At 64.8% G+C, this 20,359-nt stretch carries 15 protein-coding genes, 1 tRNA gene and 1 pseudogene; 7 read left to right on the forward strand and 10 right to left on the reverse strand.

Features of this window, described 5'->3' with window-relative positions; genetic code table 11:
- Window positions 1–14: 14 nt before the first annotated feature.
- The 5 genes from E3T50_RS05855 to hpaD are packed head-to-tail and all read left to right on the forward strand — an operon-like array spanning window position 15 to window position 5,772.
- The gene (locus E3T50_RS05855) at window positions 15–1,481 is read left to right on the forward strand and encodes a fumarylacetoacetate hydrolase family protein (RefSeq protein WP_174844738.1); all 1,467 of its coding nucleotides are present in this window, start codon (window positions 15–17) and stop codon (window positions 1,479–1,481) included.
- Window positions 1,463–2,188 carry a GntR family transcriptional regulator gene (locus E3T50_RS05860; protein WP_134551012.1) on the forward strand — a complete coding sequence of 242 codons (726 nt, stop codon included), beginning with the start codon at window positions 1,463–1,465 and terminating at the stop codon, window positions 2,186–2,188. The genes E3T50_RS05855 and E3T50_RS05860 overlap by 19 nt, the downstream gene beginning before the upstream one ends.
- Complete coding sequence (gene dapA / locus E3T50_RS05865) at window positions 2,185–3,135, forward strand: 4-hydroxy-tetrahydrodipicolinate synthase (RefSeq protein ID WP_134551013.1); 951 nt, start codon at window positions 2,185–2,187, stop codon at window positions 3,133–3,135. Before E3T50_RS05860 ends, dapA begins: the two co-directional genes overlap by 4 nt.
- Window positions 3,132–4,655 (forward strand): 5-carboxymethyl-2-hydroxymuconate semialdehyde dehydrogenase, encoded by a 1,524-nt coding sequence (gene hpaE, locus E3T50_RS05870; RefSeq protein ID WP_134551014.1) that lies wholly within the window; start codon window positions 3,132–3,134, stop codon window positions 4,653–4,655. Before dapA ends, hpaE begins: the two co-directional genes overlap by 4 nt.
- A gap of 43 nt (window positions 4,656–4,698) precedes the next feature.
- Window positions 4,699–5,772 (forward strand): 3,4-dihydroxyphenylacetate 2,3-dioxygenase, encoded by a 1,074-nt coding sequence (gene hpaD / locus E3T50_RS05875; RefSeq protein WP_134551015.1) that lies wholly within the window; start codon window positions 4,699–4,701, stop codon window positions 5,770–5,772.
- A 169-nt stretch (window positions 5,773–5,941) separates the two neighbouring features.
- Here the strand turns inward: hpaD and E3T50_RS05880 are convergent, their stop codons facing one another.
- From E3T50_RS05880 to E3T50_RS05900, 5 genes are read right to left on the reverse strand one after another with little or no spacing between them, the layout of a single operon-like run.
- Window positions 5,942–6,673 (reverse strand): alpha/beta fold hydrolase, encoded by a 732-nt coding sequence (locus tag E3T50_RS05880; protein ID WP_241990782.1) that lies wholly within the window; start codon window positions 6,671–6,673, stop codon window positions 5,942–5,944.
- Between the two features lie 58 nt (window positions 6,674–6,731).
- On the reverse strand, window positions 6,732–7,322 hold the full coding sequence (locus E3T50_RS05885; RefSeq protein ID WP_134551016.1) for an isochorismatase family protein: 591 nt from the start codon (window positions 7,320–7,322) through the stop codon (window positions 6,732–6,734).
- A gap of 24 nt (window positions 7,323–7,346) precedes the next feature.
- A complete protein-coding gene (locus E3T50_RS05890) occupies window positions 7,347–8,819 on the reverse strand; it encodes a D-alanyl-D-alanine carboxypeptidase/D-alanyl-D-alanine-endopeptidase (protein ID WP_134551017.1) in 1,473 nt (490 codons plus the stop codon).
- A gap of 33 nt (window positions 8,820–8,852) precedes the next feature.
- Window positions 8,853–9,839, reverse strand: coding sequence for a Gfo/Idh/MocA family protein (locus E3T50_RS05895; RefSeq protein WP_134551018.1), 987 nt, complete (start codon window positions 9,837–9,839; stop codon window positions 8,853–8,855).
- Window positions 9,836–11,218 (reverse strand): DHA2 family efflux MFS transporter permease subunit, encoded by a 1,383-nt coding sequence (locus E3T50_RS05900; protein WP_134551019.1) that lies wholly within the window; start codon window positions 11,216–11,218, stop codon window positions 9,836–9,838. Before E3T50_RS05900 ends, E3T50_RS05895 begins: the two co-directional genes overlap by 4 nt.
- A 58-nt stretch (window positions 11,219–11,276) precedes the next feature.
- Between E3T50_RS05900 and E3T50_RS05905 the strand changes: the two genes are divergently transcribed.
- On the forward strand, window positions 11,277–11,546 hold the full coding sequence (locus E3T50_RS05905; protein WP_134551020.1) for a hypothetical protein: 270 nt from the start codon (window positions 11,277–11,279) through the stop codon (window positions 11,544–11,546).
- A 168-nt stretch (window positions 11,547–11,714) separates the two neighbouring features.
- On the opposite strand, the gene E3T50_RS05910 is transcribed toward E3T50_RS05905, so the two are convergent.
- The 3 genes and pseudogenes from E3T50_RS05910 to E3T50_RS05920 all read right to left on the reverse strand — a co-directional run bounded on the left by E3T50_RS05910 (window position 11,715) and on the right by E3T50_RS05920 (window position 15,529).
- On the reverse strand, window positions 11,715–12,023 hold the full coding sequence (locus tag E3T50_RS05910) for a thioredoxin family protein (protein WP_134551021.1): 309 nt from the start codon (window positions 12,021–12,023) through the stop codon (window positions 11,715–11,717).
- A gap of 291 nt (window positions 12,024–12,314) precedes the next feature.
- Window positions 12,315–12,848 (reverse strand): DUF488 domain-containing protein, encoded by a 534-nt coding sequence (locus E3T50_RS05915; RefSeq protein ID WP_134551022.1) that lies wholly within the window; start codon window positions 12,846–12,848, stop codon window positions 12,315–12,317.
- Window positions 12,849–14,385: 1,537 nt separating this feature from the next.
- Window positions 14,386–15,529 (reverse strand): annotated as a pseudogene (locus E3T50_RS05920) (IS3 family transposase).
- A gap of 544 nt (window positions 15,530–16,073) precedes the next feature.
- Between E3T50_RS05920 and E3T50_RS05925 the strand changes: the two are divergent.
- The gene (locus tag E3T50_RS05925) at window positions 16,074–18,302 is read left to right on the forward strand and encodes a putative bifunctional diguanylate cyclase/phosphodiesterase (protein ID WP_166784214.1); all 2,229 of its coding nucleotides are present in this window, start codon (window positions 16,074–16,076) and stop codon (window positions 18,300–18,302) included.
- A gap of 174 nt (window positions 18,303–18,476) precedes the next feature.
- Here E3T50_RS05925 and E3T50_RS05930 read toward each other — a convergent pair.
- Together E3T50_RS05930 and E3T50_RS05935 are read right to left on the reverse strand one after the other, a co-directional pair.
- Window positions 18,477–18,552, reverse strand: a tRNA-Thr gene (locus tag E3T50_RS05930).
- Between the two features lie 243 nt (window positions 18,553–18,795).
- A complete protein-coding gene (locus tag E3T50_RS05935; protein ID WP_134551024.1) occupies window positions 18,796–20,331 on the reverse strand; it encodes an alpha/beta hydrolase in 1,536 nt (511 codons plus the stop codon).
- Between the last annotated feature and the right edge of the window lie 28 nt (window positions 20,332–20,359).

The raw sequence follows: 20,359 nt of genomic DNA on the forward strand, positions 1-20,359 counted from the left end.
CGCGATTGGACACCATGACCCTTGCACCCCTGCCAGATCTGGGTCGTCCCGGCAAGGTGATCGCCGTGCACACCAACTACCCTTCCCGGGCCGCGCAGCGCGGGCGCACCCCCGAGCAGCCGTCGTACTTCTTGAAACCCTCGACGAGCGTCGCGGCCAGCGGCGCCACCATCGTTCGCCCGAACGGATGCGAATTGCTCGCCTTCGAAGGCGAAATCGCGTTGGTCATCGGTCGCTCCCTGCGCGGTGTGAGCGTCGAAGACGGCTGGAGCGGCGTCGCCGGGGTCACGGCGGCCAACGACTTCGGCGTCTACGACCTGCGGCATGCCGACAGGGGCTCCAACCTGCGGTCCAAGGGCGGAGACGGTTTCACCCCCCTTGGTCCGCGCGTGATCGTGGCTGAGACCATCAACCCCGCCCAACTGCGCATTCGCACCTGGGTCAATGGTGAGCTCGTGCAGAGCGACACCACCGCCGATCTGCTATTCAGCTTCGGTCGCCTCGTCGCCGATCTGTCCCAGCTGATCACGCTCGAACGCGGCGATGTCATTCTCACCGGAACCCCGGCCGGCGCCTCCGTCGTGGTGCCGGGCGATGTGGTGGAGGTCGAGGTTGACGCGCCGACCATGCCCGGCGCACCGAGCACCGGCCGCCTGGTCACGACGGTGGCCGCGGGCACGACACCGCTCGGCGCGTTCGGCGCCGGTCCAAGGCTCGACGACCTGCAGCGGGCCGAAGCCTGGGGCTCAGCCGAGGAGGCCGGTCTGGCGCCCGAAACGACGTTCCTGCTGACCGCTGAACTCAAGGCACGCATCAACAGCGTCGGCACCGCCACGCTCAGCTCGCAGCTGCGCAAACGCGGACTCGACAACGTGTCGATCGACGGCCTGCAGTCCACCCGCCCGAGCACCCGGCTGGTCGGGCGCGCCCGTACCCTGCGTTTCATTCCCAACCGAGAAGACCTCTTCACGGCGCACGGTGGCGGCTACAACGCCCAGAAGCGTGCGTTCGACGGCCTCGGCGTTGATGACGTGCTCGTGATCGAAGCCCGCGGCGAAACCGGCACCGGAACGGTCGGCGATATCCTCGCCCTGCGCGCCCAGGTGCAGGGCGCCGCCGGAATCGTCACCGACGGCGGTGTGCGCGACCTCGCCGCGGTCAGCGCGCTCGAGCTGCCCACCTACCACCGCGGCGGCCATCCGGCCGTGCTCGGCCGCCGCCACGTTCCGTGGGACGTGGACCTGACGATCGCCTGTGGCGGGGCATCCGTTCAGCCCGGCGACATCATCGTCGGCGACGCCGACGGCTTGCTCGTCATTCCGCCGCACCTCATCGAACAGCTCGTCACCGACAGCATCGAGCAGGAGCGCGAAGAGACCTTCATTGCCGAGATGGTCGGCGCCGGCGAGGGCGTCGACGGCCTCTATCCGATGAATGCCGCGTGGAAGGAAAGGTATCGCGCATGGCTCACCCAGCAGTAAATTCAGCAGCGCAGATGGATGCCGCGCCTCCCGCCATCGGCAAAGCCCAGTTCGCCTACGCCTGGCTGAAAACCCGCATCGACGATGGCACCTTCGGCCCCGGTTTTCGACTGGTCCTCGACCAGATCGCCCGGGACACCTCGATGAGCCCGGTTCCCGTACGGGAAGCGATCCGCCGCCTCGAAGCGGAGGGACTCGTGACCTTCGTCCGCAATGTCGGGGCGCAGGTGGCCATGCTCGACCCCACCGAATATCGGCACACCATGCAGACACTCGGCCTGGTCGAGGGCGCCGCGACAGCGCTGTCGGCGCCGACCCTGAGCGTGGAAGCCATCGCTCGGGCCCGGCAGATCAACGCGCAGATGCGCGACACACTGCGCCACTTCGACCCGACACGCTTCACAACGCTCAACCGCGACTTTCATTCCGAGCTCTACAGCACCTGCCCCAACCCGCACATTCTCGACCTCGTGCACCGCGGCTGGAACCGTTTATCGGTGTTGCGCGAATCGACCTTCGGCTTCGTGCCGGGGCGCGCGGCCGAATCGGTGGCCGAGCACGACCAGATTCTCGACCTGGTTGAGCAGCGGGCATCCGCTCATGACATCGAACACGCTGCGCGCGACCATCGGCAGGCCACCCTGAACGCGTTTCTCTCGTCTCGCGCACCGACCCATCACGTTGGCCCCCAGGAAGGCACCTCATGAAGTTCCGCGGTAATCCGAACCAGATTCGCGGGTCCATCGCCGCGCTGATGACCCCGTTCACCGCCCGCGGAACCATCGACCATGCCGGCTTGACCAACCTGGTCAACTGGCAGATCGCCTCCGGCTCGCACGGCATCTCGATCGGCGGGTCGACCGGTGAACCGAGCTCGCAGACCATCGCCGAGCGCGCCGCCGCCATCCGCACCGTCGCGACGGCGATCGGCGAGCGCGTGCACTTCATGGCCGGAACCGGCTCCACCAGGCTCGACGAGACCCTCGAACTGACCGCGGCCGGCCGCGATGCCGGCATCGACGCCGCGCTCATCATCACGCCGTACTACGCTCGCCCCACCCAGGAGGCGCTCTACGTCTGGTACAAAACCGTCTGCGAAGAATTTCCCGACCTGCCGATCGTGGCCTACAACGTGCCGAGCCGCACCGCCGTCGACATCGCGCCCGAGACGGTCTACCGCCTCTTTCGCGATCTCGATAACTTCGTCGGAGTCAAGGAGACCACCAAGGACTTCGAGCACTTTTCCCGCGTGTTGCACCTGTGCGGCCCCGATCTGCTGGTCTGGAGCGGCCTCGAACTGCTCTGCCTGCCACTCATGGCCCTCGGCGGTGCCGGGTTCGTCAGCGCCACGAGCAACATCGCGCCGGCCGCCGTCGCCCAGATGTTCGAGGCCTGGGAAGCCGGCGATTTCGTCACCGCCCGCACGATTCACTACGGCCTGCACCCGCTCGTCGACCTGCTGTTCGTGGAAACCAACCCGGCACCGGGCAAGTGGGTCATGGCCCAGCGCGGCCTGATCGAGAGTGGCTTCGTGCGCCCGCCGCTGATCGAACCGACCCCCGGCGGCCTGGCCAAAATGCGCGTGCTCCTGGACGCCGGCTCCGAGTACCTCACGTCGACCGCCGGCTTCATCCTGACCGGTGCCTCCAAATGATCGAATCCAGCACGCAGGCGCACTACGTACCCGCTGACCTGCCCACCAGCCTCCGTCATTTCATCGGTGGCGAATTCGTTGACAGCCTCGGCGGCGAGACTTTCGACGTGCTCGACCCGGTCTCGAACCAGACCTACGCCACCGCGGCGGCCGGCCAGCAGGCCGACGTCGACCTGGCCGTCGCCGCCGCCAAGCACGCCTTCGATACCGGACCCTGGCCGCGCATGCTCCCCCGCGTCCGCGCCAGGGTGCTGCACCGCATCGCCGACGCGGTCGAGGAGCAGGATACCCGGCTCGCCGAACTCGAAACGTTCGACACCGGGCTGCCCATCACGCAGGCGCTCGGCCAGGCGCAGCGCGCGAGCGAGAACTTTCGCTTCTTCGCCGACCTGATCGTGGCGCAGGCCGACGACACCTACAAGGTGCCGGGCAAGCAGATCAACTACGTCAACCGCAAGCCGGTCGGTGTCGCCGGGCTGATCACCCCGTGGAACACCCCGTTCATGCTGGAAAGCTGGAAGCTCGCGCCCGCGCTCGCCTCCGGCTGCACCGTCGTGCTGAAACCGGCCGAATTCACGCCGCTGTCGGCGAGCCTGTGGGCGGAGATCTTCGCCGCCGCCGGGGTACCCGACGGCGTGTTCAACCTGGTCAATGGTCTCGGCGAGGAGGCCGGCGATGCGTTGGTCAAGCATCCGGATGTGCCGCTCATCTCGTTCACCGGCGAGACGACCACCGGCCAGACCATCTACCGCAATTGCGCCGCGCACCTCAAGGGCATGTCGATGGAACTCGGCGGCAAGTCGCCCGCCGTCGTCTTCGCCGACGCCGACCTCGACGCCGCGATCGACTCGACCCTGTTCGGCGTGTTCAGCCTCAACGGCGAGCGCTGCACGGCGTCGAGCCGCATCCTGGTCGAGCGCTCCATCTACGACGAATTCTGCGCCCGCTACGCTGCCCGCGCTGCGAGCATCGTGGTCGGCGACCCGCACGACCCGACAACCGAGGTCGGTGCTCTCGTGCACCCCGAGCACTACGCCAAGGTCATGAGCTACGTCGAGATCGGCAAGACCGAGGGACGTCTGCTCGCCGGCGGCGGTCGCCCGGCCGGGCTACCCGAGTGGTTGGCACAGGGCAACTACGTCTCCCCCACGGTGTTTGCCAACGTCGCGCCGACCGCCCGCATCTTTCAGGAGGAGATCTTCGGCCCGGTCGTGACCATCACGCCCTTCGAAACGGATGCCGAAGCGCTCACCCTGGCCAACGGCGTGAAGTACGGGTTGGCTGCGTACATCTGGACCACAGACCTCGTTCGCGCGCACAACTTCGCGCAGTCGGTCGATGCTGGAATGGTCTGGTTGAACTCGCACAACGTGCGTGACCTGCGCACCCCGTTCGGCGGCGTCAAGGCCTCCGGCCTCGGCCACGAGGGCGGCTACCGGTCCATCGACTTCTACACCGATTCGCAGGCCGTGCACATCACGCTCGCTCCCGTGCACACGCCCCGTTTCGGCGGCAAGTAGCTCGTTTTCAGTCCCGCGGCCACCGATCAGCGAGGAGAACCCCATGACAATCCCGATCCCGACCCCCACCCAGGCCCCGCCGGATATTCTGCGCTGCGCCTACATGGACATCGTCGTGACCGACCTCGCCACGTCGCGCGAATTCTACGTCGACATTCTCGGCCTCGTCGTCACCGAGGAGAGCGACACCGAGATCTACCTGCGCAGCTTCGAGGAATTCATCCACCACAACCTCGTGCTGCGCCGGGGGCCCATCGCCGCCGTCGCCGCGATGGCCTTCCGGGTGCGCAGCCCCGAAGATGTCGACCTGGCCGAGGCCTACTATCGGGAACTCGGCTGCCGCACCGAACGCCGCCCCGAGGGCTTCATCAGGGGCATCGGCGACAGCGTGCGCGTCGAAGACCCGCTCGGGTTTCCCTATGAATTCTTTTACGCAACCACCCACGTCGAGCGCCTCGCCTGGCGCTATGACCTGCAGGGCCCCGGCGCGCTCGTGCGGCTGGACCACTTCAACCAGGTCACCCCCGACGTCGGCCGCGGCCGTAAATACCTCGAAGATCTAGGCTTCCGCGTCACCGAAGACATCCAGGATTCCGACGGCGTCACCTACGCAGCCTGGCTGCGCCGCAAGGACACCGTGCACGACACCGCCCTCACCGGCGGCAACGGCCCGCGTATGCACCACATCGCCTTCGCCACCCACGAGAAGCACAACATCATCTATATCTGCGACAAGCTCGGCGCGCTGCGCAAGAGCGACCTGATCGAGCGCGGACCTGGTCGGCACGGCGTCTCGAACGCGTTCTACCTCTACCTTCGTGACCCCGACGGCCACCGCGTCGAGATCTACACGCAGGACTATTACACCGGTGACCCCGATAACCCCGTCGTCACCTGGGACGTGCACGACAACCAGCGCCGGGACTGGTGGGGCAACCCCGTCGTACCCAGCTGGTACACGGACGCGTCGCTCGTGCTCGACCTCGATGGCAAGCCCCAGCCTGTGCTCGAACGCACCGAGTCGAGTGAAATGGCCGTGACCGTCGGCGCTGACGGATTCTCCTACACCCGCAAGAACGACGAGCTTGCCGGCTTCAAACTCGGTACCACCCTCTAGACCTCTGCAGCGGGCCGATTTGCGGCTGGGCCCGCAATCGCCCGGCGGCCGGGTACCGCAGATATGGCCGTCCGCGCTACAGGTTTCAGTGCCGCACAGGCATCCCGCAACGAGACCTGGCCTGCAGCACACGCTCGCCCCTCCGCTCTCGCCCGCCGCCTCGGAAGGCTCAGGCCAGAAACTCCAACGCCGCCTGCTTGAACTCGCGCGCGGTGAGCGCGTTGAGGTGGGTGCGGCCGGGCAGCTCGAGGTACCGGGCGCCGCGCTCGGCCGCCAGAGCGGCCACCCCCGCCGGAATCGAGTCGGCCCCACCCGCCACAAACAGCTGCGGGATGCCCGCCGGCACGTCGAGCGTGCAGCCCGCGACGCCTTGTACGCACGCCACCAGCGCCTCCCGGTCGGCACCCGCCGCAATCGCCGGTCCGAGCACCGCGGCGATGGTCGGGTCGGCCGGATGATCGCCAGATCCCACGAAGCGGTTGATGGCGTTGAGATCCCAGGTCTCGAAAAGTTCGAGCGGGCCCGCCCCGCCGAGCACGAGGCGTCGCACGCGTTCCGGAGCAAGCTGGGCCAGGGCGGCTACGACTCGCGACCCCATGGAGTAGCCGATCAGGTCGACCTGCTCGAGTCCGAGGGTGTCGAGTACGGCCACCAGGTCGGCGGCAAGCTGCCTCGGTGCGTAGTCGGCGGCGCGATGCGGTTTGTCGCTGCGGCCGTGGCCGCGCAGGTCGGGCGTGATCGCGCCGCGCCCGGCCTCGCCGAGCGCGCGCACCCAACCGGAATCGACCCAGGTGAGCGCGGCGGTCGACGCGAAACCGTGCACGAGCACCACCGGTCGCTCCCCCGGTGCGGCGTCAAAGGCGATGCGCACGCCGTCGAGGCGCCGGGCGAACTCGGTCACGACACCTCCCCGGTCGCTGCGACGCTAAGAAACGCGTGGGTGACCCCGGTGACACCGATCACTCGACGGCGTCGCTCGCGGTGAATACCGCGCCGGCGTGGGCCATCTCGGCGAGGGCGGTCGCGGTGGATTCGGCGGCGACACCGGCGACCAGATCGGTCAGCACGCGCACGTGCTGGCCGTGTTCGAGGGCGTCGAGGGTGGAGGCCCTTACGCAGTAGTCCGTCGCCACACCGACGATATCGATGTTCGTCACCCCGTGCTCGCTCAGCAGCGCCGTCACGGTCTGGCCAGCTTCGGTGGTGCCCTCGAAGATGGAGTACGCGGGCTGGCCCTGACCCTTGCGAATGTGGAAGGTCACGGCATCCGTTTTCAGGGCGGGGTGGTATTCGGCGCCCGCAGTGCCGGCCACACAGTGCACCGGCCAGGTCGTGACATAGTCGGGGGCCGTGTCACGGGCGAAGTGGCCCCCGTTGTCGTTGCCGATATCGTGCCAGTCGCGCGAGGCGAACACATACTTGTAGGCGAGCGGATGCTGCGCGAGCAGCGCGCTCACGCCCGCCGCGACGGCCGCCCCGCCGTCGACGCCGAGCGCGCCGCCCTCGGTGAAGTCATTCTGAACGTCGATGATGAACAGTGCACGGGTCACGAGGTCTCCTCCGATATTCGAGTGTCAGTTATTGGACAGGTTATCGCCGCAGTGGAAAAACCCGGTGGCCAGCGAGTCGATGGCGATTTTCGCATTCGAACTCACGGTGCCGATGGCATAGATGGCGAAGGTGAGCGGGGTGCCGTCGGCGGCATGGATAATGCCGGCAAGCGTATAGCCGGTGTCGATCCAGCCGGTCTTGGCGAAGACGGCACCGTCGGCGGCGGCGTTGGCACCGGCGAAGCGGTCGCTGTAGGAGAGGGAGCCACGCGGTCCGCCGGCAATCGGCAGGCCGTCGAACAGCACGCCCAGATTGCCCTCGCGAGCGTTGACCTTGAGGAACAGGGCGGTCAGATAAGCCGGCGACACGGCATTGTGGGGGCTGAGGCCCGATCCGTCCTTGATGATTATGCCGGTTGTGTCGATGCCGTAGGCGGCCAGGCCACCAACGATGCCCTGTTGCAGTGCGGAGAAGGAGTTTCCGGCGCCGTTTTCAATGGCCACGAGTCGGGCGAGCATCTCGGCGATGGTGTTGTCGCTCACGATGAGGGACTGCTCGATGAGGGTCGACACCGTCGCGGACTGCACGGCACCGAGTTGGGCGGCACCGGCCGGGGCGGTGGCCCGACTGAGGGTGAGCCCGCCGCCGAGCGCATCGGCAAAGGCCTGGCCGGCCCGAGCCACCGGGTCTTCGCTGCGAGCGGAGGTGCTGCGGGTGGGGTCGTTGCGGTCGCCGTCCACCATGAGAGCGGTGATCTCGGGCATAGAGCCGAGGCCGAGTTCGGTGCGGGCCCAGCCCTCGTCCCAGTCGGGGCCCGAGAAGTACGAGGAGTCGAGCACGAGCGAGGTGATCGGCGGGTTGGCCGGATCGACGGCCCAGGCGGCCCTGGTCTGAGCGGCGAGGTCGTCCAGGTGGGCAGCGCCGGTATAGAACGGTTCCTGGCCGGTGGGCAGCCGTGAGAGAGTGAGGTCTCCGCCGCCGACGAGCACGACCTGGCCGGGCTCGGCACCCTTCACGACGCGGGTCGTCGCCCGGTAGTCGCTACCGAGCACGTTCAGCGCGGCGGCAGAGGTGAGCACCTTCATGACGCTGGCCGTGCGGGAGGCGGACGTTCCACCCCGGTCGAACAACACCTCGCCGGTGGTGGCGTTGACAACCCGCGCCTGAAATTCGGCGAGGCGGGTGTCGGCGGCGAGCCCGGCCACCGAGCAGCTGCGCAGCCCCCTGGCTGTCGTCGGCTCGGCGGGCACCGGCCGGGCAGGGTCGACGGTCGTCGTTGGGCTCGGCGTCGCTGTGGGTGTGACCGCAACGGATGCCGCCGCCGGCTCATTCGTGCCGGTCTGGGTACCGGCGAAGACGGCTCCGCTGCACAGCAGCACGAAGACGAGGGCCGCGATCAGGGCAGCCCGGCGGCGCTGGGCGAACACGGCTGCAGTTCCGCCGCGAGGGGCGCGGCCGACGTCAGCGTCCACGGGTGACTGCTCTGCTTGGTCCACCTCCGTATGGTATCCGACGCGCCATCGGGCAGGCTATTCGCCCGGGTAGCGCAAGCCGATCTGCGCCCGCACCGCGTCGAGGGTGTGCATGATGGCAACCGACTCCTCGGCCGGCATGATATCGCTCGAGACCTTGCCAGCACGGATCAGCGTCTCGGCTTCGACCGCCTCGAACTGCATGCCGCGGCCGGTGAATTCGGCCGCAACGAAGGTTTCCAGCACGGCACCGAGATTGTCGAGCACCCGAAATCCAGTCGGTGAGTACCAGACCGCGTCGAGGTCGATGCGCCCGTGTGTGCCGATGATCGACGCAGTGGTGGGGCCGAGGGTGTCGCTGGCCGAGAAGGTCGTGGCAATCTGCCCGCCCGCATAACGAAAAATGGTCGCGACCTGGGCATCCGCTCCGGTCGCTTTGAAGGACGCGCTGGCCAGAATCGTCTCGGGGGTTCCAAAGACGGCGTGCGCGAAGTTCACCGGGTAGACGCCGAGATCCAGCAACGCGCCACCGCCGAGGGCGAGCGAGTTCAGTCGGTGTGTCGGATCGTCTGGCAGGTCCTGGGTGTGGTCGGCGTGCATGCTGCGCACGTCGCCGAGCGTGCCGGCGGCGAGAATCTCGCGGATGCGCGCCATGTGCGGCAGAAACCGGGTCCACATGGCTTCGAGCACGAGCAGGTTCTTGCTCGCGGCGAGGTCGACGATCTGTCGGGCTTCCCGGGCGTTGACCGCGATCGGCTTCTCGACCAGCACGTGCTTGCCGGCGTTCAGCGCGAGCGTGGCGTGCTCGGCGTGGAACGGGTGCGGCGACGATACGTAGATGACGTCGACCTCGGGGTCGTCGACCAGCGCTTCGTAGCTGGCATGCGCGGTAGGGATGCAGAATTCGGCGGCGAAGGCATCCGCTGACGCCTGGCTGCGCGACCCGACGGCCTGCACCGTATGGCCGTTCTGCACGAGATCGTTGGTGAACAGGTGGGCGATACCGCCGGTGGCCAGAATTCCCCAGCGAATGAGAGCAGTCATCCCTGCAGCTTATCTGCCGGCACCACCCGCGGATTCTGGATGCCGAGGCCCGAGATGATTCCGCCTCCGACCAGCAGGATTCCGGTGACGATCGCGGCGCGATGGAACCCGTCGAGGTCGAGCACCGGGCCCACGATGATGCTTGCCGCCGCGATGGCGACGAGGCCGGCGACACGAGAGAGCGCGTTGTTGACGGCGGAGGCGATACCCGCCCGGTCGGGTTCGATCGCACCGAGAATTGCGGAGGTCAGCGGCGCGACCGTGATCGTCAGGCCCAGGCCGAAGATGATGACGCCGGGCAGGACCTGGCTGGAATAGGTGACACTCGAGTCGATGCGCAACATGACGAAGAACCCGATTCCGGCGATGATCGGCCCGACGCACATGAACAGGCGCGGGCCGAACCGGCCGGCCAGACGACCGATGACGGTGGACAGCGCGATGCTCAGGATGCTCACGGGCAGCAGGGCCAAACCGGCGAACGTTGCACTGTACCCGCCGACCTGTTGCAAGAAGACGGCAAGCAGGAACGTGCCGAGCGACAGGGCAGCGTAGATGAAGGTCGTCGCCACGTTTCCCACCCAGAAGTTGCGCACCCGAAACAGGCTGAGCGGCATCATCGGCGCTTTCGTGCGATTCTCGTGCCAGAGGAACGCGGCGAAACTCAGAAAACCCACGACGAGCGGAACCAGGATAACCGGGCTGCCCCACCCGAAGTTGGCCTGTTCGATCAGCGCGAAGACGGGCAGGGCCAGTCCGAATACTCCGAGCACCGCGCCCACGACGTCGACGCGGGTCGCGGCATCCGCCGTCCGATCATTCGGCAGCCGCGCCAGCAGAACCAGCGTCGCCGCGATGGGCACGATGTTGATAGCGAACACCAGCCGCCAGGAAGACAGATCGACCAGCAGACCGCCGATGAGCGGGCCGGCGATGAAGGCGGTGCTGGTCCAGGCAGTCCAGGCGCCGATCGCCCGGGCCTGGCGAGCGCCGGAAAAGGTACTGAAGATGAGGGCGAGGGAGCTCGGTACCAGCAGGGCGCCAGCCACACCCTGCAGCGCACGCGCGCCAATCAGAAAGGGAGCGCTCGGAGCCACAGCACAGAGAACGGATGCCGCGGCGAACCCCAGCAGACCCCAGAACAAGACCCGCTTGCGCCCGAACGCGTCGGACAGGGAGCCCGCGAGCAGAATAATGCCACCGAGCGTGATGAGGTAGGCATCGACGACCCACTGCTGGGTCGCAATGCCCCCGCCGAGCTCGCGGGTGATCGCCGGGAGGGCCACATTGATGACGGTGCCGTCGAGAAAGGCGATGAACGAGGCAAGCACCGCGATCACAAGAACGAGCCGTTGGGTCGCGGTCGGTGGACGAGTCATGACTTGAGTCAACCGCACAGGCCGCCGCGTCGTGCAAATAATAGGTCAGACTAGACCAATGATCACCCTGCAGCAGGATGCCGATGGCTTCATCCGCATGAACCGCCACTTTCCCCACAACTCGCTCATTAGCATCAGCTTCACCGCAGGGGCGGCGGAGCAATTCACCGGAGCCCAGCTGAACGCCGTCTTCGACGACGCACTGGCCGAGTTTCGCGGGCAGAACCGCCTCGAGGGAGCGAAGGGATTCTCCCGTGCGCCCGCGAAAACCGTGCAGCCCACGAAGAACATCACCTTCGTCAAGGTGCGCCCCGGAATGGCTGGCTAGCCCCGCCGGCTCACGGCAACCCCCGACGGCACCGGTCAGCACCTGTCCCGGTGGCGCCCCAGCGCAACGCGCAGCCCTTACCGGCGGCAGATCCAGGCGTCGGAGTCTCCGAATGCGTGCAGGCGCCGGTGCGGGAGCGCACAGTCGCAACGGGAGCAGCGGAGGACCTCAGCCACGAGCGGCAATCGCCTCACGAAGTTGCTCCCCCGTCGGCCATCCCAAAAGCCCGCCGGGTGTCGAGTAGACCCGGCAGGCCAGCTGCTCGATGCGCCCCGCCGACGGAAACAAATCGGTGCCGTCGATCAGGATGGTCGGCGACCCGGCAAACCACACCTCCGCCGCCGCGGCGGGTGAGTCGATCAGCGTGTGGGTGATGGCGGCGGTCTGGTGGCCAGTCGCGTCCAGTGCTGCCCGAAGCAAACGTGCCGCTTCACGCCCGCCCGCACAATCAACGATGTGCAAAATTTCTGCCTGCATAGTCTCCAGAATACGCACACGTCCCTGACTGCCGGCGAGATCAAATCAGGCTGGTTGCGGCGCCAGCGCGGCGAGCGCAGCATCCGGCATCCTGCCCGGAGGAGTGTGCGCTGGCACTGCACTGTCTGTATCGGTCTGAAACAGGGTGCAGAGTGCCGGTGGCCCCTCATATTGCAGCCTTGAGCTTGAGAAATTCCGGTGGCAGGGCCGCCAGTCGCCATTTTGAGGCAAGTGGGTATCGAAAGGATCGAACTACTTTTAAAACGAGATGCGGATTCGTACCCTCATCAATCAATCTTCCGGTGGGTACCAAACGCGGTCACCATCGACCTTCGCGAAGCTGGTCATGGTGTGCGGCTTGGTCGAGGTCGGGCTCATGATGTCGGCAACCTGAAGGCCCCGAGCCAGCAACGCGTCTCCGATCAGCGACCGGTGACAACGCCAGGGCACAGCCTCGGCACACATGATCGCCACCATCTGCTTCTTCGCCAGCGCCGTCAACTCCTCGACGCCGACAACGAACTCGGAGGTTTGCATGTAGTCGGCGTAGTTGCGGAAGCTCCTGTTACGCCACGCTTCGTTGATCGATGCTTCCGCTGCCGGTGTATGCCGTAAGCCTCCGAGCTTTGGGAGTCGCTGATAGTCGATTCCGTGCTCCGGCATGCTTGTGACGAGTTCGTGTTCCCCGAATTGCGGGTTGTGACGAGACCCCGGAACGGTGCGCACGTCGATGAGTCGTTCGACACCGTGTGCTTTCAACATTCCAACGAACTCATCAATCGGATGAGTCGAATGCCCGATCGTGTACACCCAGGTTTCGGCCATGCTCTCATTGAACCGTACATGCTCGAGCCCGCATCAGGAATGTCAGATTTGCGCGCCCACACCGTGCTCCTCAATAACGTGCGGGAGGGCCTCGCATGCTGGCCGACACCGTGTCGACTCCGCCGCTGAGACGATTTTGGACACTGACTCCGACCAGGATTTCTAGTGGAGCCGCCTGTCAGAATCGAACTGACGACCTTCTCATTACGAGTGACCGATGGGCGCCCAGAAACGGGCGTTGCGGCGTCGAAATCGTTGATTTCACGGGCTTATTGAGTTTGATGTGATCACCCATAACAGCGTCCTTTCCGTTCAAATGTGGGCAAATTGTGGGCAAGAAAATGATCCGCTCACTCTAAGAATCTGTGATGTATCAGGACATCTTTTACGAATCTGTATCAGGTGAATCGTCGAGAGCGGGTACCGACCTGCGCCCCCGGTCCAGGTTGGTGGCGGACGTCGGCAAGAGTTCGTCACCTACCTGGCGTTCCGCAAGCCGTAGCGGACCGACACGGCTCGTCGCTATTCTCACCCCCATGACGGACTCTTCTGACGCCGCCCGAGTCGCTGCCGTGAAACTGTCGTCCCCGCCAATTTGCGACGAATGCGAGCTGCCGCAGGAACAGATCACGCACAGTTATGTCTGCTAATGTGCGTGCGCGACCGACGGCTTCGCCAAACGCTTCCACCCCACTTTCGAGGAGCTCACCGAGCCTGACTTGCTCATCATCATGGGCCTGCCTCTCTGCAACCGCTGCCACCAGCGTCGAGAGATGACGCGCATCGGTAACATCATGCGTTTCGAGTGTGGAAACCCGGCCTGTAACGAGCTGGTCCACCTCATCAGTGCCAAGTCCGCGCAGGCCAATAAGCTGCGGCCTGTGGCAGCTCTCCAGCTGGCGCGCCTCACGCTCGTGCTTTCCGAACCCCGGATTGACCCGACACTACCGCCCGGGCGAGGTCGCTCTACGTTGTCGGGGGTGCCCCCGCAGGACAGTTAGCTGGTCGGCGCGCCAGAAAGATCGAATCCGGGCCGATGTCGATTATGTCAGCTTGTAACGTATTCATCCGCCCTTCATGCAGAAAGATATAAATCGTGGGTGCACTGGCTGATAACGACCGGTGGTTTTGCATGCCTCGATGCTCGACTGACGGCTCTGGACAACGCCGGCAAGTCGACAGATCCGTCATCCTTCCCAAACGCGCCGTCGCTTCAACTCCAGCCAGGAACCGGCGCTGCGACGAGACATCCCCCAATCAAGCGGGACGTAACCGACTGCCTTACGGGAAGGCCTGAGCCTTCTGGCTGCTTCAGCGAGAAGCGTGCGTGACCGTTTCGCAAGTCAATTCGACCAATAACGGCGAACCGAGAGCGGTCCTGAATCGCCTGCACGAAGCAGTCGAGCGATCGGACGGCGTCCGCAGCGCGCGGACAGGAGCAATCCGCACCAACCCCGGCTGGCGTTCATGACGAAGCTATCCTGGTTAGCACTGACGGGACTGCCCCAGGTTCAGTTGACTCAGAGGGTTAGTGGTTTCAGGCGGCCTTGAGGGCCATGTGTATTGTCACAAACTCGATCGGGGTGAGCTTGCCGAGGCGGCGTTGCCGGCGCTCGCGGTGGTAGGTCCGCTCGATCCAAACCACCATCGCCAGGCGCAGTTCCTCTCGGGTTGACCACCGCTGCCGGTCGAGGACGTTCTTTTGCAGCAGCGCGAAGAAGGACTCCATCGCGGCGTTGTCGCCACACGCGCCAACGCGGCCCATCGATCCAGTGATGCCGTTGTTCTTCAGCACCCGCAGGAACGCGTGGGAACGGAACTGAGACCCGCGATCGCTATGCAGAATCGTGCCATCGATGTGGCGTTGGCCGATCGCGTTGCGCGCCGCAGCCACCGCCAGGGACGCCGTCATCCTGGAGTCGATGGAGTACCCGACGATCTTGTTCGAGTAGACGTCCTTGATCGCGTAAAGGTATATCTTGCCTTCGTCAGTGCGGTGCTCGGTGATGTCGGTGAGCCAGAGCTGGTTCGGGCGCGTCGCGGTGAGCTTCCGTTTAACGAGGTCGTCATGCACCGGCGGCCCGGCCTTGCAGGTCAGGCCACGCTTCTTCGCGAACACGCTCCACAGCCGCTGCTGGGAACCAGCCGCCAGACTCAGTTCTCACCCGCCGCGAGGCCCGCGCGGCCCAGTTCGTCGGAGATGAACCGGTAACCGAACGCGGGGTCGTTCTGGTGGGCGTCCAAGGCGGCGTTGGTGAGGTGCGCGTCATCCCAGTCGCGCTGGGAGACGGGGTTGCGCTTCCATTGGTAAAACGCTTGTGTGGAGAAACGCAACACCCGGCAGGTCACCGTGACAGGGATCCTGTCGACGGCCAGTTCACGGACCAGCGGGTACATCATTTTGGGTTGACGTCCCGGGAAAGATAGGCGACGGCCCGGCGCATGACCTCGGCTTCTTGCTCGAGCAGCCGGATACGTTTCTTCGCATCTCGCAGTTCTGCGGACTCCTTCTCGGTCAGGCCCGGCTTGACGCCGTCCTCGACGTCGGCTTTTTTCAGCCAGTTCATCAGGCAAGACTCCGAAATTCCAAAGTCTTTCGCGATCTGGTTCAGCGGGGCTTCGTGCTTCCAGGCGACCGCGACAACATCACGGCGAAACTCGGGTGGGTAGGGCTTGGGCATGATGACATCTTTCCAGTGAAGACGAATCTCCACAGGTCAGGAGTCAACCAAACCGGGGGCAGTCCCTGGGGCGACCCGGTCGCCTGGGCCGCCCCGATGCACTTCGGCTATGTCCGGCCTTCCCACCCGGCATCGGCCCACACCCGGTGTCTCACCTCCGACTACTGCACGACAGTTCACCATGAGACGGCGACAAAGCGGCGATGCCTGGCCGCTGAAATTATCGTCAACGAGCTGCAAAGACACCCCACCGACGCCTGGTAACGCCGACTCGGACAGATCCACGCGCTGGCACACCTCGGCAGTGTCTTCAACGCCTCGCTCGTCGCCGCCCGCATAACGTCCACTATCGTTATCATCAGCCGGTGGCTTCGTAGACGAACCCACTAATTCGGCTGCCGAATGCCCGCAGCAGATCACAGAGGCTGTTCGGTGAACAACACGATGATTCTGGGGGTTGCTTGTGAAGACATCCGTGCGAGCGAGCTCGAACGCGCACTCCGTGGGCGTTCAGCGCCGGGCCAGTTCGTGGGTGATGTGTTCCATGTGGCTGATCGTGGGTGCCTACGTCATCGGGCTTGCAGTTCCGGATGATGGGTTCAATCCGGTCGTGGACGGGTGGCTGCGGACGATCGCTCTGTGCATGCCGACTGTGGTGTGTGTAATGGCATTTTTCCGGGCTAGATTGCGGCGGGCACAACTTGCCTTTGCAGCAGCCGCCGCCGCATCCTTCGCACTCGCCGACACCTACTCAGTTTTCATGCTTTCTAGAAACCAAGCACTGACCTTCCCGTCGTCTGCTGATGTCGGGTTTATTTTCTTTTACCTCTTTGCACTGGTTGCGCTCAGCGCGCTGGTGCACAGCCAATTGCGGCGGCCGTCGTGGCCTATCCTCATTGATAGCGCGGTGGGAGCGCTGAGCGCGGCTTCGGTTTTAGCGGTATTGCTAAACCCGGTGTTGGAGTCGTCGCTGCTAGGACCGGTGTCGCTCGAGACCGTGGTTACCGTCAGTCGCCCCTCGCTTGATCTGGTGGTACTTGCTGTGGTTGTTGGGGTTTCCGCGACCGGGCTGGATTCGGGTCGGCGTTGGAGCTTTCTGGTGGCCGGACTGTTGGTGCTCACCGCATCGGACCTTGCCTTTTCGGCGCAGGTATTTAGTGACGGCGGCTACGTCATCGGATCTGTCCTCGACGCTGGGTGGCCTGTCGCGTTTGCCTTGATGGCTGTGGGCGTGGATGGTACGGTCCTTCTCGACGACGCGATGAGCCGGCCGAGAACGTCCGGCTGGACGCTGGTCGTGCCGGCGCTCGCTACGGCTGCGGGGCTGGGAGTGTTGATCGTGAGCAGTCAGATCAGGTTGTCGTGGCTGGCAATATCGTTGGCGAGCCTCGCCCTCGTCGCGGCGGCGGTACGCACGCACCTGGCCTATCGCCAGCTCCTAAAAATGGCCGACCTGCGTAATCAGACTCGTACGGACGACTTGACCGGGTTGCTGAACCGGAGGGCCTTCTACACCGATGTCCCGAACCGGCTGGCAGTCTTACACAACCAACCGGGTGCACTGCTGCTGCTAGATCTTGACAGGTTCAAGGAAGTCAACGACAGCTTGGGGCATGATGTCGGCGACCGGCTGCTCGTGCAGGTAGGGCAGCGCCTCACCGAACAATTGCGCGCAAACGATCTGCTCGCCCGGCTGGGCGGGGACGAATTCGCGGTGCTTCTAAGCGACACCCATCCCGAGCAAGCGGTTGTGGTCGCCACCAAGGTGCGGGCGGCCTTGGCCCAGCCATTCACCCTGGAGGGCATTGCCCTGCAGGCTAACGCCAGCATTGGGATTGCGCTTTTTCCGGACCATGGCCAAGATTTGAAGGGCTTGCTCCGGAAAGCCGACATGGCAATGTATGCGGCCAAGGCGGCACGCTCCGGACACCAGATTTTTGCCGAAAACAAAAGCAGCGAGGATCGACTGCACCTGCTGCAGGAACTACGCGGCGCCTCTCTCGAAGATGAGTTGATCCTCCATTACCAGCCCAAAATCGATCTGGCCACCGGCGGTGTGTGCGGGGTCGAGGCCCTTGTTCGTTGGAATCATCCCGGTCGAGGCCTGCTGTACCCCGACAAGTTCCTCGCCTTGGTTGAGGAGGCTGGGTTGATGCACGACCTGACCTTTGCTGTGCTGGAGAAGGCGTTGGATCAGGCCGCGACATGGCAGGCGCGCGGGGAGCCGTTGACAATGGCAGTCAATCTGTCTGCCAGCTCCCTCATTGACGCTAGCCTCCCCACCCGCATCGACACCATGATCGCGGCACGCGGCTTGCCAGCTTCAGCGCTTGTGTTGGAGATCACGGAAGATGTTCTGATGGCCGATCGAGAACGGGCGCACACCATCCTTGCGCGATTGCGGGACAGCGGCATTCAAATTGCCATTGACGACTTCGGAACTGGCTACAGCTCGTTGTCCTATCTGCGTGACCTGCCTATCGATGAACTGAAACTTGATCAATCATTCGTGATGAGTATGGGCGACAATGCCCGGGCCGCCAAACTGGTGTCGTATACCGTCGCGCTAGCCCATGGTCTTGGGCTGCGCATCGTGGCCGAAGGCGTGGAATGCCAGAACGCTTACAAAGAGCTGGCCCGCCTAGGCTGCGATCAAGCTCAGGGATACAGTATCTCTCGCCCTCTGCCGATCGTTGAACTGGATCGATGGATCAAGCGGCGTCCCGTGCCCACAAACCAGCGTGTTGGTGCGTTTGCTTCACCTATCATTTAATCGGGATTCCTGAAACCCATGGGTGGCTTCGAAGACGACTTAGACGCCGTTGCAGACACCCTCAATAACCGCACACTTCGAACAAATGTGGGCAAATTGTGCGCGAATGTGGCAAATTCGGACAAACATACCACTGATACGGTTTCGGAAACTGACTCCGACCAGGATTTCTAGTGGAGCCGCCTGTCAGAATCGAACTGACGACCTTCTCATTACGAGTGAGATGCTCTACCAACTGAGCTAAGGCGGCGTTACCGAAGCGCCCCATGAGGCACTCGGTGACACAGCTCTCAAGCCTAGTCGTTTCTGCGAGTGATTCTGTACACCTCGGCGAATGAGGCAGTGTGGCGAGGCGCAGGTCGAACGGATAGGCGTTTCCTGCAGGACCCCGTGGCGAGGCTTGAACTCACGCCGTCCGGGCACTTCGGTTTCGATCGAAATGCTCCAAATATTTCACCGCGCCTTGTCACACCTCACAGACCTGCCCCTTCGACTAGCACTGTGGGTCGGCAGCCGGCACTACTCCGTCAACAAGATAGGAATCGACGGCGTCGTTCACACACGAATTCGACTTGTTGTACGCCGTGTGCCCTTCGCCGGCGTAGGTCACGAGGGTGCCGCTGGTGAGTTGCGCGGCCAGCTGCTGCGCCCAGACGTACGGGGTGGCCGGGTCGTTGGTGGTGCCGACAACGAGAATCGGTGCCGCTTTGTCCGCGTGGATCTCCGTGCGCTCTCCGGTGAATTTGTAAGGCCAGTTGGCACAGCCGATGTCGCCGTAGCTCATGAACATGCCGATCACGGGCGCAGCAGCCTCGAGCTCGGCGGCCTCGGCCCGCATCGAGGCCGGGTCGGCGTTGTAGGCGTAGTCGATGCAGTTGATGGCCACGAACGACTCGGTCGAGTTATCGGTGTAGTTCCCGTCGGCGTCGCGGCCGTTGTAGGCATCCGCGAATTGGAACGCGCCCTCGGCGCTGCCCTTCAGCACGGTGTCAAACATGATGCTCAGTTGCGGCCACGCGGTGGCCTGGTAGAGCGGGTAGATGATCGCGGTGAGCAGCGCGTTTCCGCCGAGCTGGCGGCCATCCGTGGCCGTGATGGGGCTCGCGTCGACGGATCTCAGCAGCGCGCCAATGGTCGTCATCGCGCCGTCGACGCTGCCGCGGAACGGGCAGTCCTTACCAGCGAGACAGTCCGTGAGATAAGCGCGCAGGGCATTTTCGAAGCCCACCGCCTGGGTCTTGGTCACCTCGAAGTTACTGGTCGACGGGTCGACGGCGCCGTCGAGCACGAGACGGCCGACCTTTTCAGGAAAGAGCTCGGCGTAGGTGGCACCGAGGTAGGTGCCGTAGGAGAAACCCAGGTAGTTCAAGTGGGTGTCGCCAAGCACAGCGCGCAGCAGGTCGAGGTCACGGGCCGCGCTCTTGGTATCGACCGTGCCGAGCAGCGGCCCGGTCTGCTCGGCACAGGCCGCCGCGAAGGCAGCGGAGGAGGCCGAGAGCTCGGCGATCCAGGCGTCCGTGCCACGGTCGGCCGTGGTCAGCCCGTAGACGTACTCGTCCATCTGGGACGAGTCATAGCAGGCGACTGCCGAGGAACGCCCGACGCCCCGGGGGTCGAAACCGACGACGTCGAAGCTCGCCTGCAGGGTGTCGTCGGTGGCGTAGTCGAGGGAATCCTTGATGAAGTCGTACCCGGAACCACCCGGTCCGCCGGGGTTGACGAGCAGCGAGCCGATCCGGTCGCCACCGGTGGCGACGTGGCGGATCAGGGCCAGCGACACGTTGCCGGCGGCCGGGTCGGTGTAGTCGAGCGGCGCGGTGGCCTTTGTGCATTGCAGGCCGTCCCCGCAGTCCTCCCACTGCAGCACCTGGCTGTAGAACGGGTCGAGGCCAGCAGACACCTGTTCGCCGGTGGGGGTGGAAACGGCGGGGCCAGCGTCCTTCGCGAACCAGGTCGCGCATCCGCTGAGAGCGAGCGTGAGGGCCACAGCGGCGGCAGTGAGGCTAGTGGCGCGAATGCGTCGATTCAACGGGTTCCTCTTTCATGGCGCGAAGCGG

The sequence above is a fragment of the Cryobacterium gelidum genome (assembly GCF_004403985.1).
Taxonomy (GTDB): domain Bacteria; phylum Actinomycetota; class Actinomycetes; order Actinomycetales; family Microbacteriaceae; genus Cryobacterium; species Cryobacterium gelidum.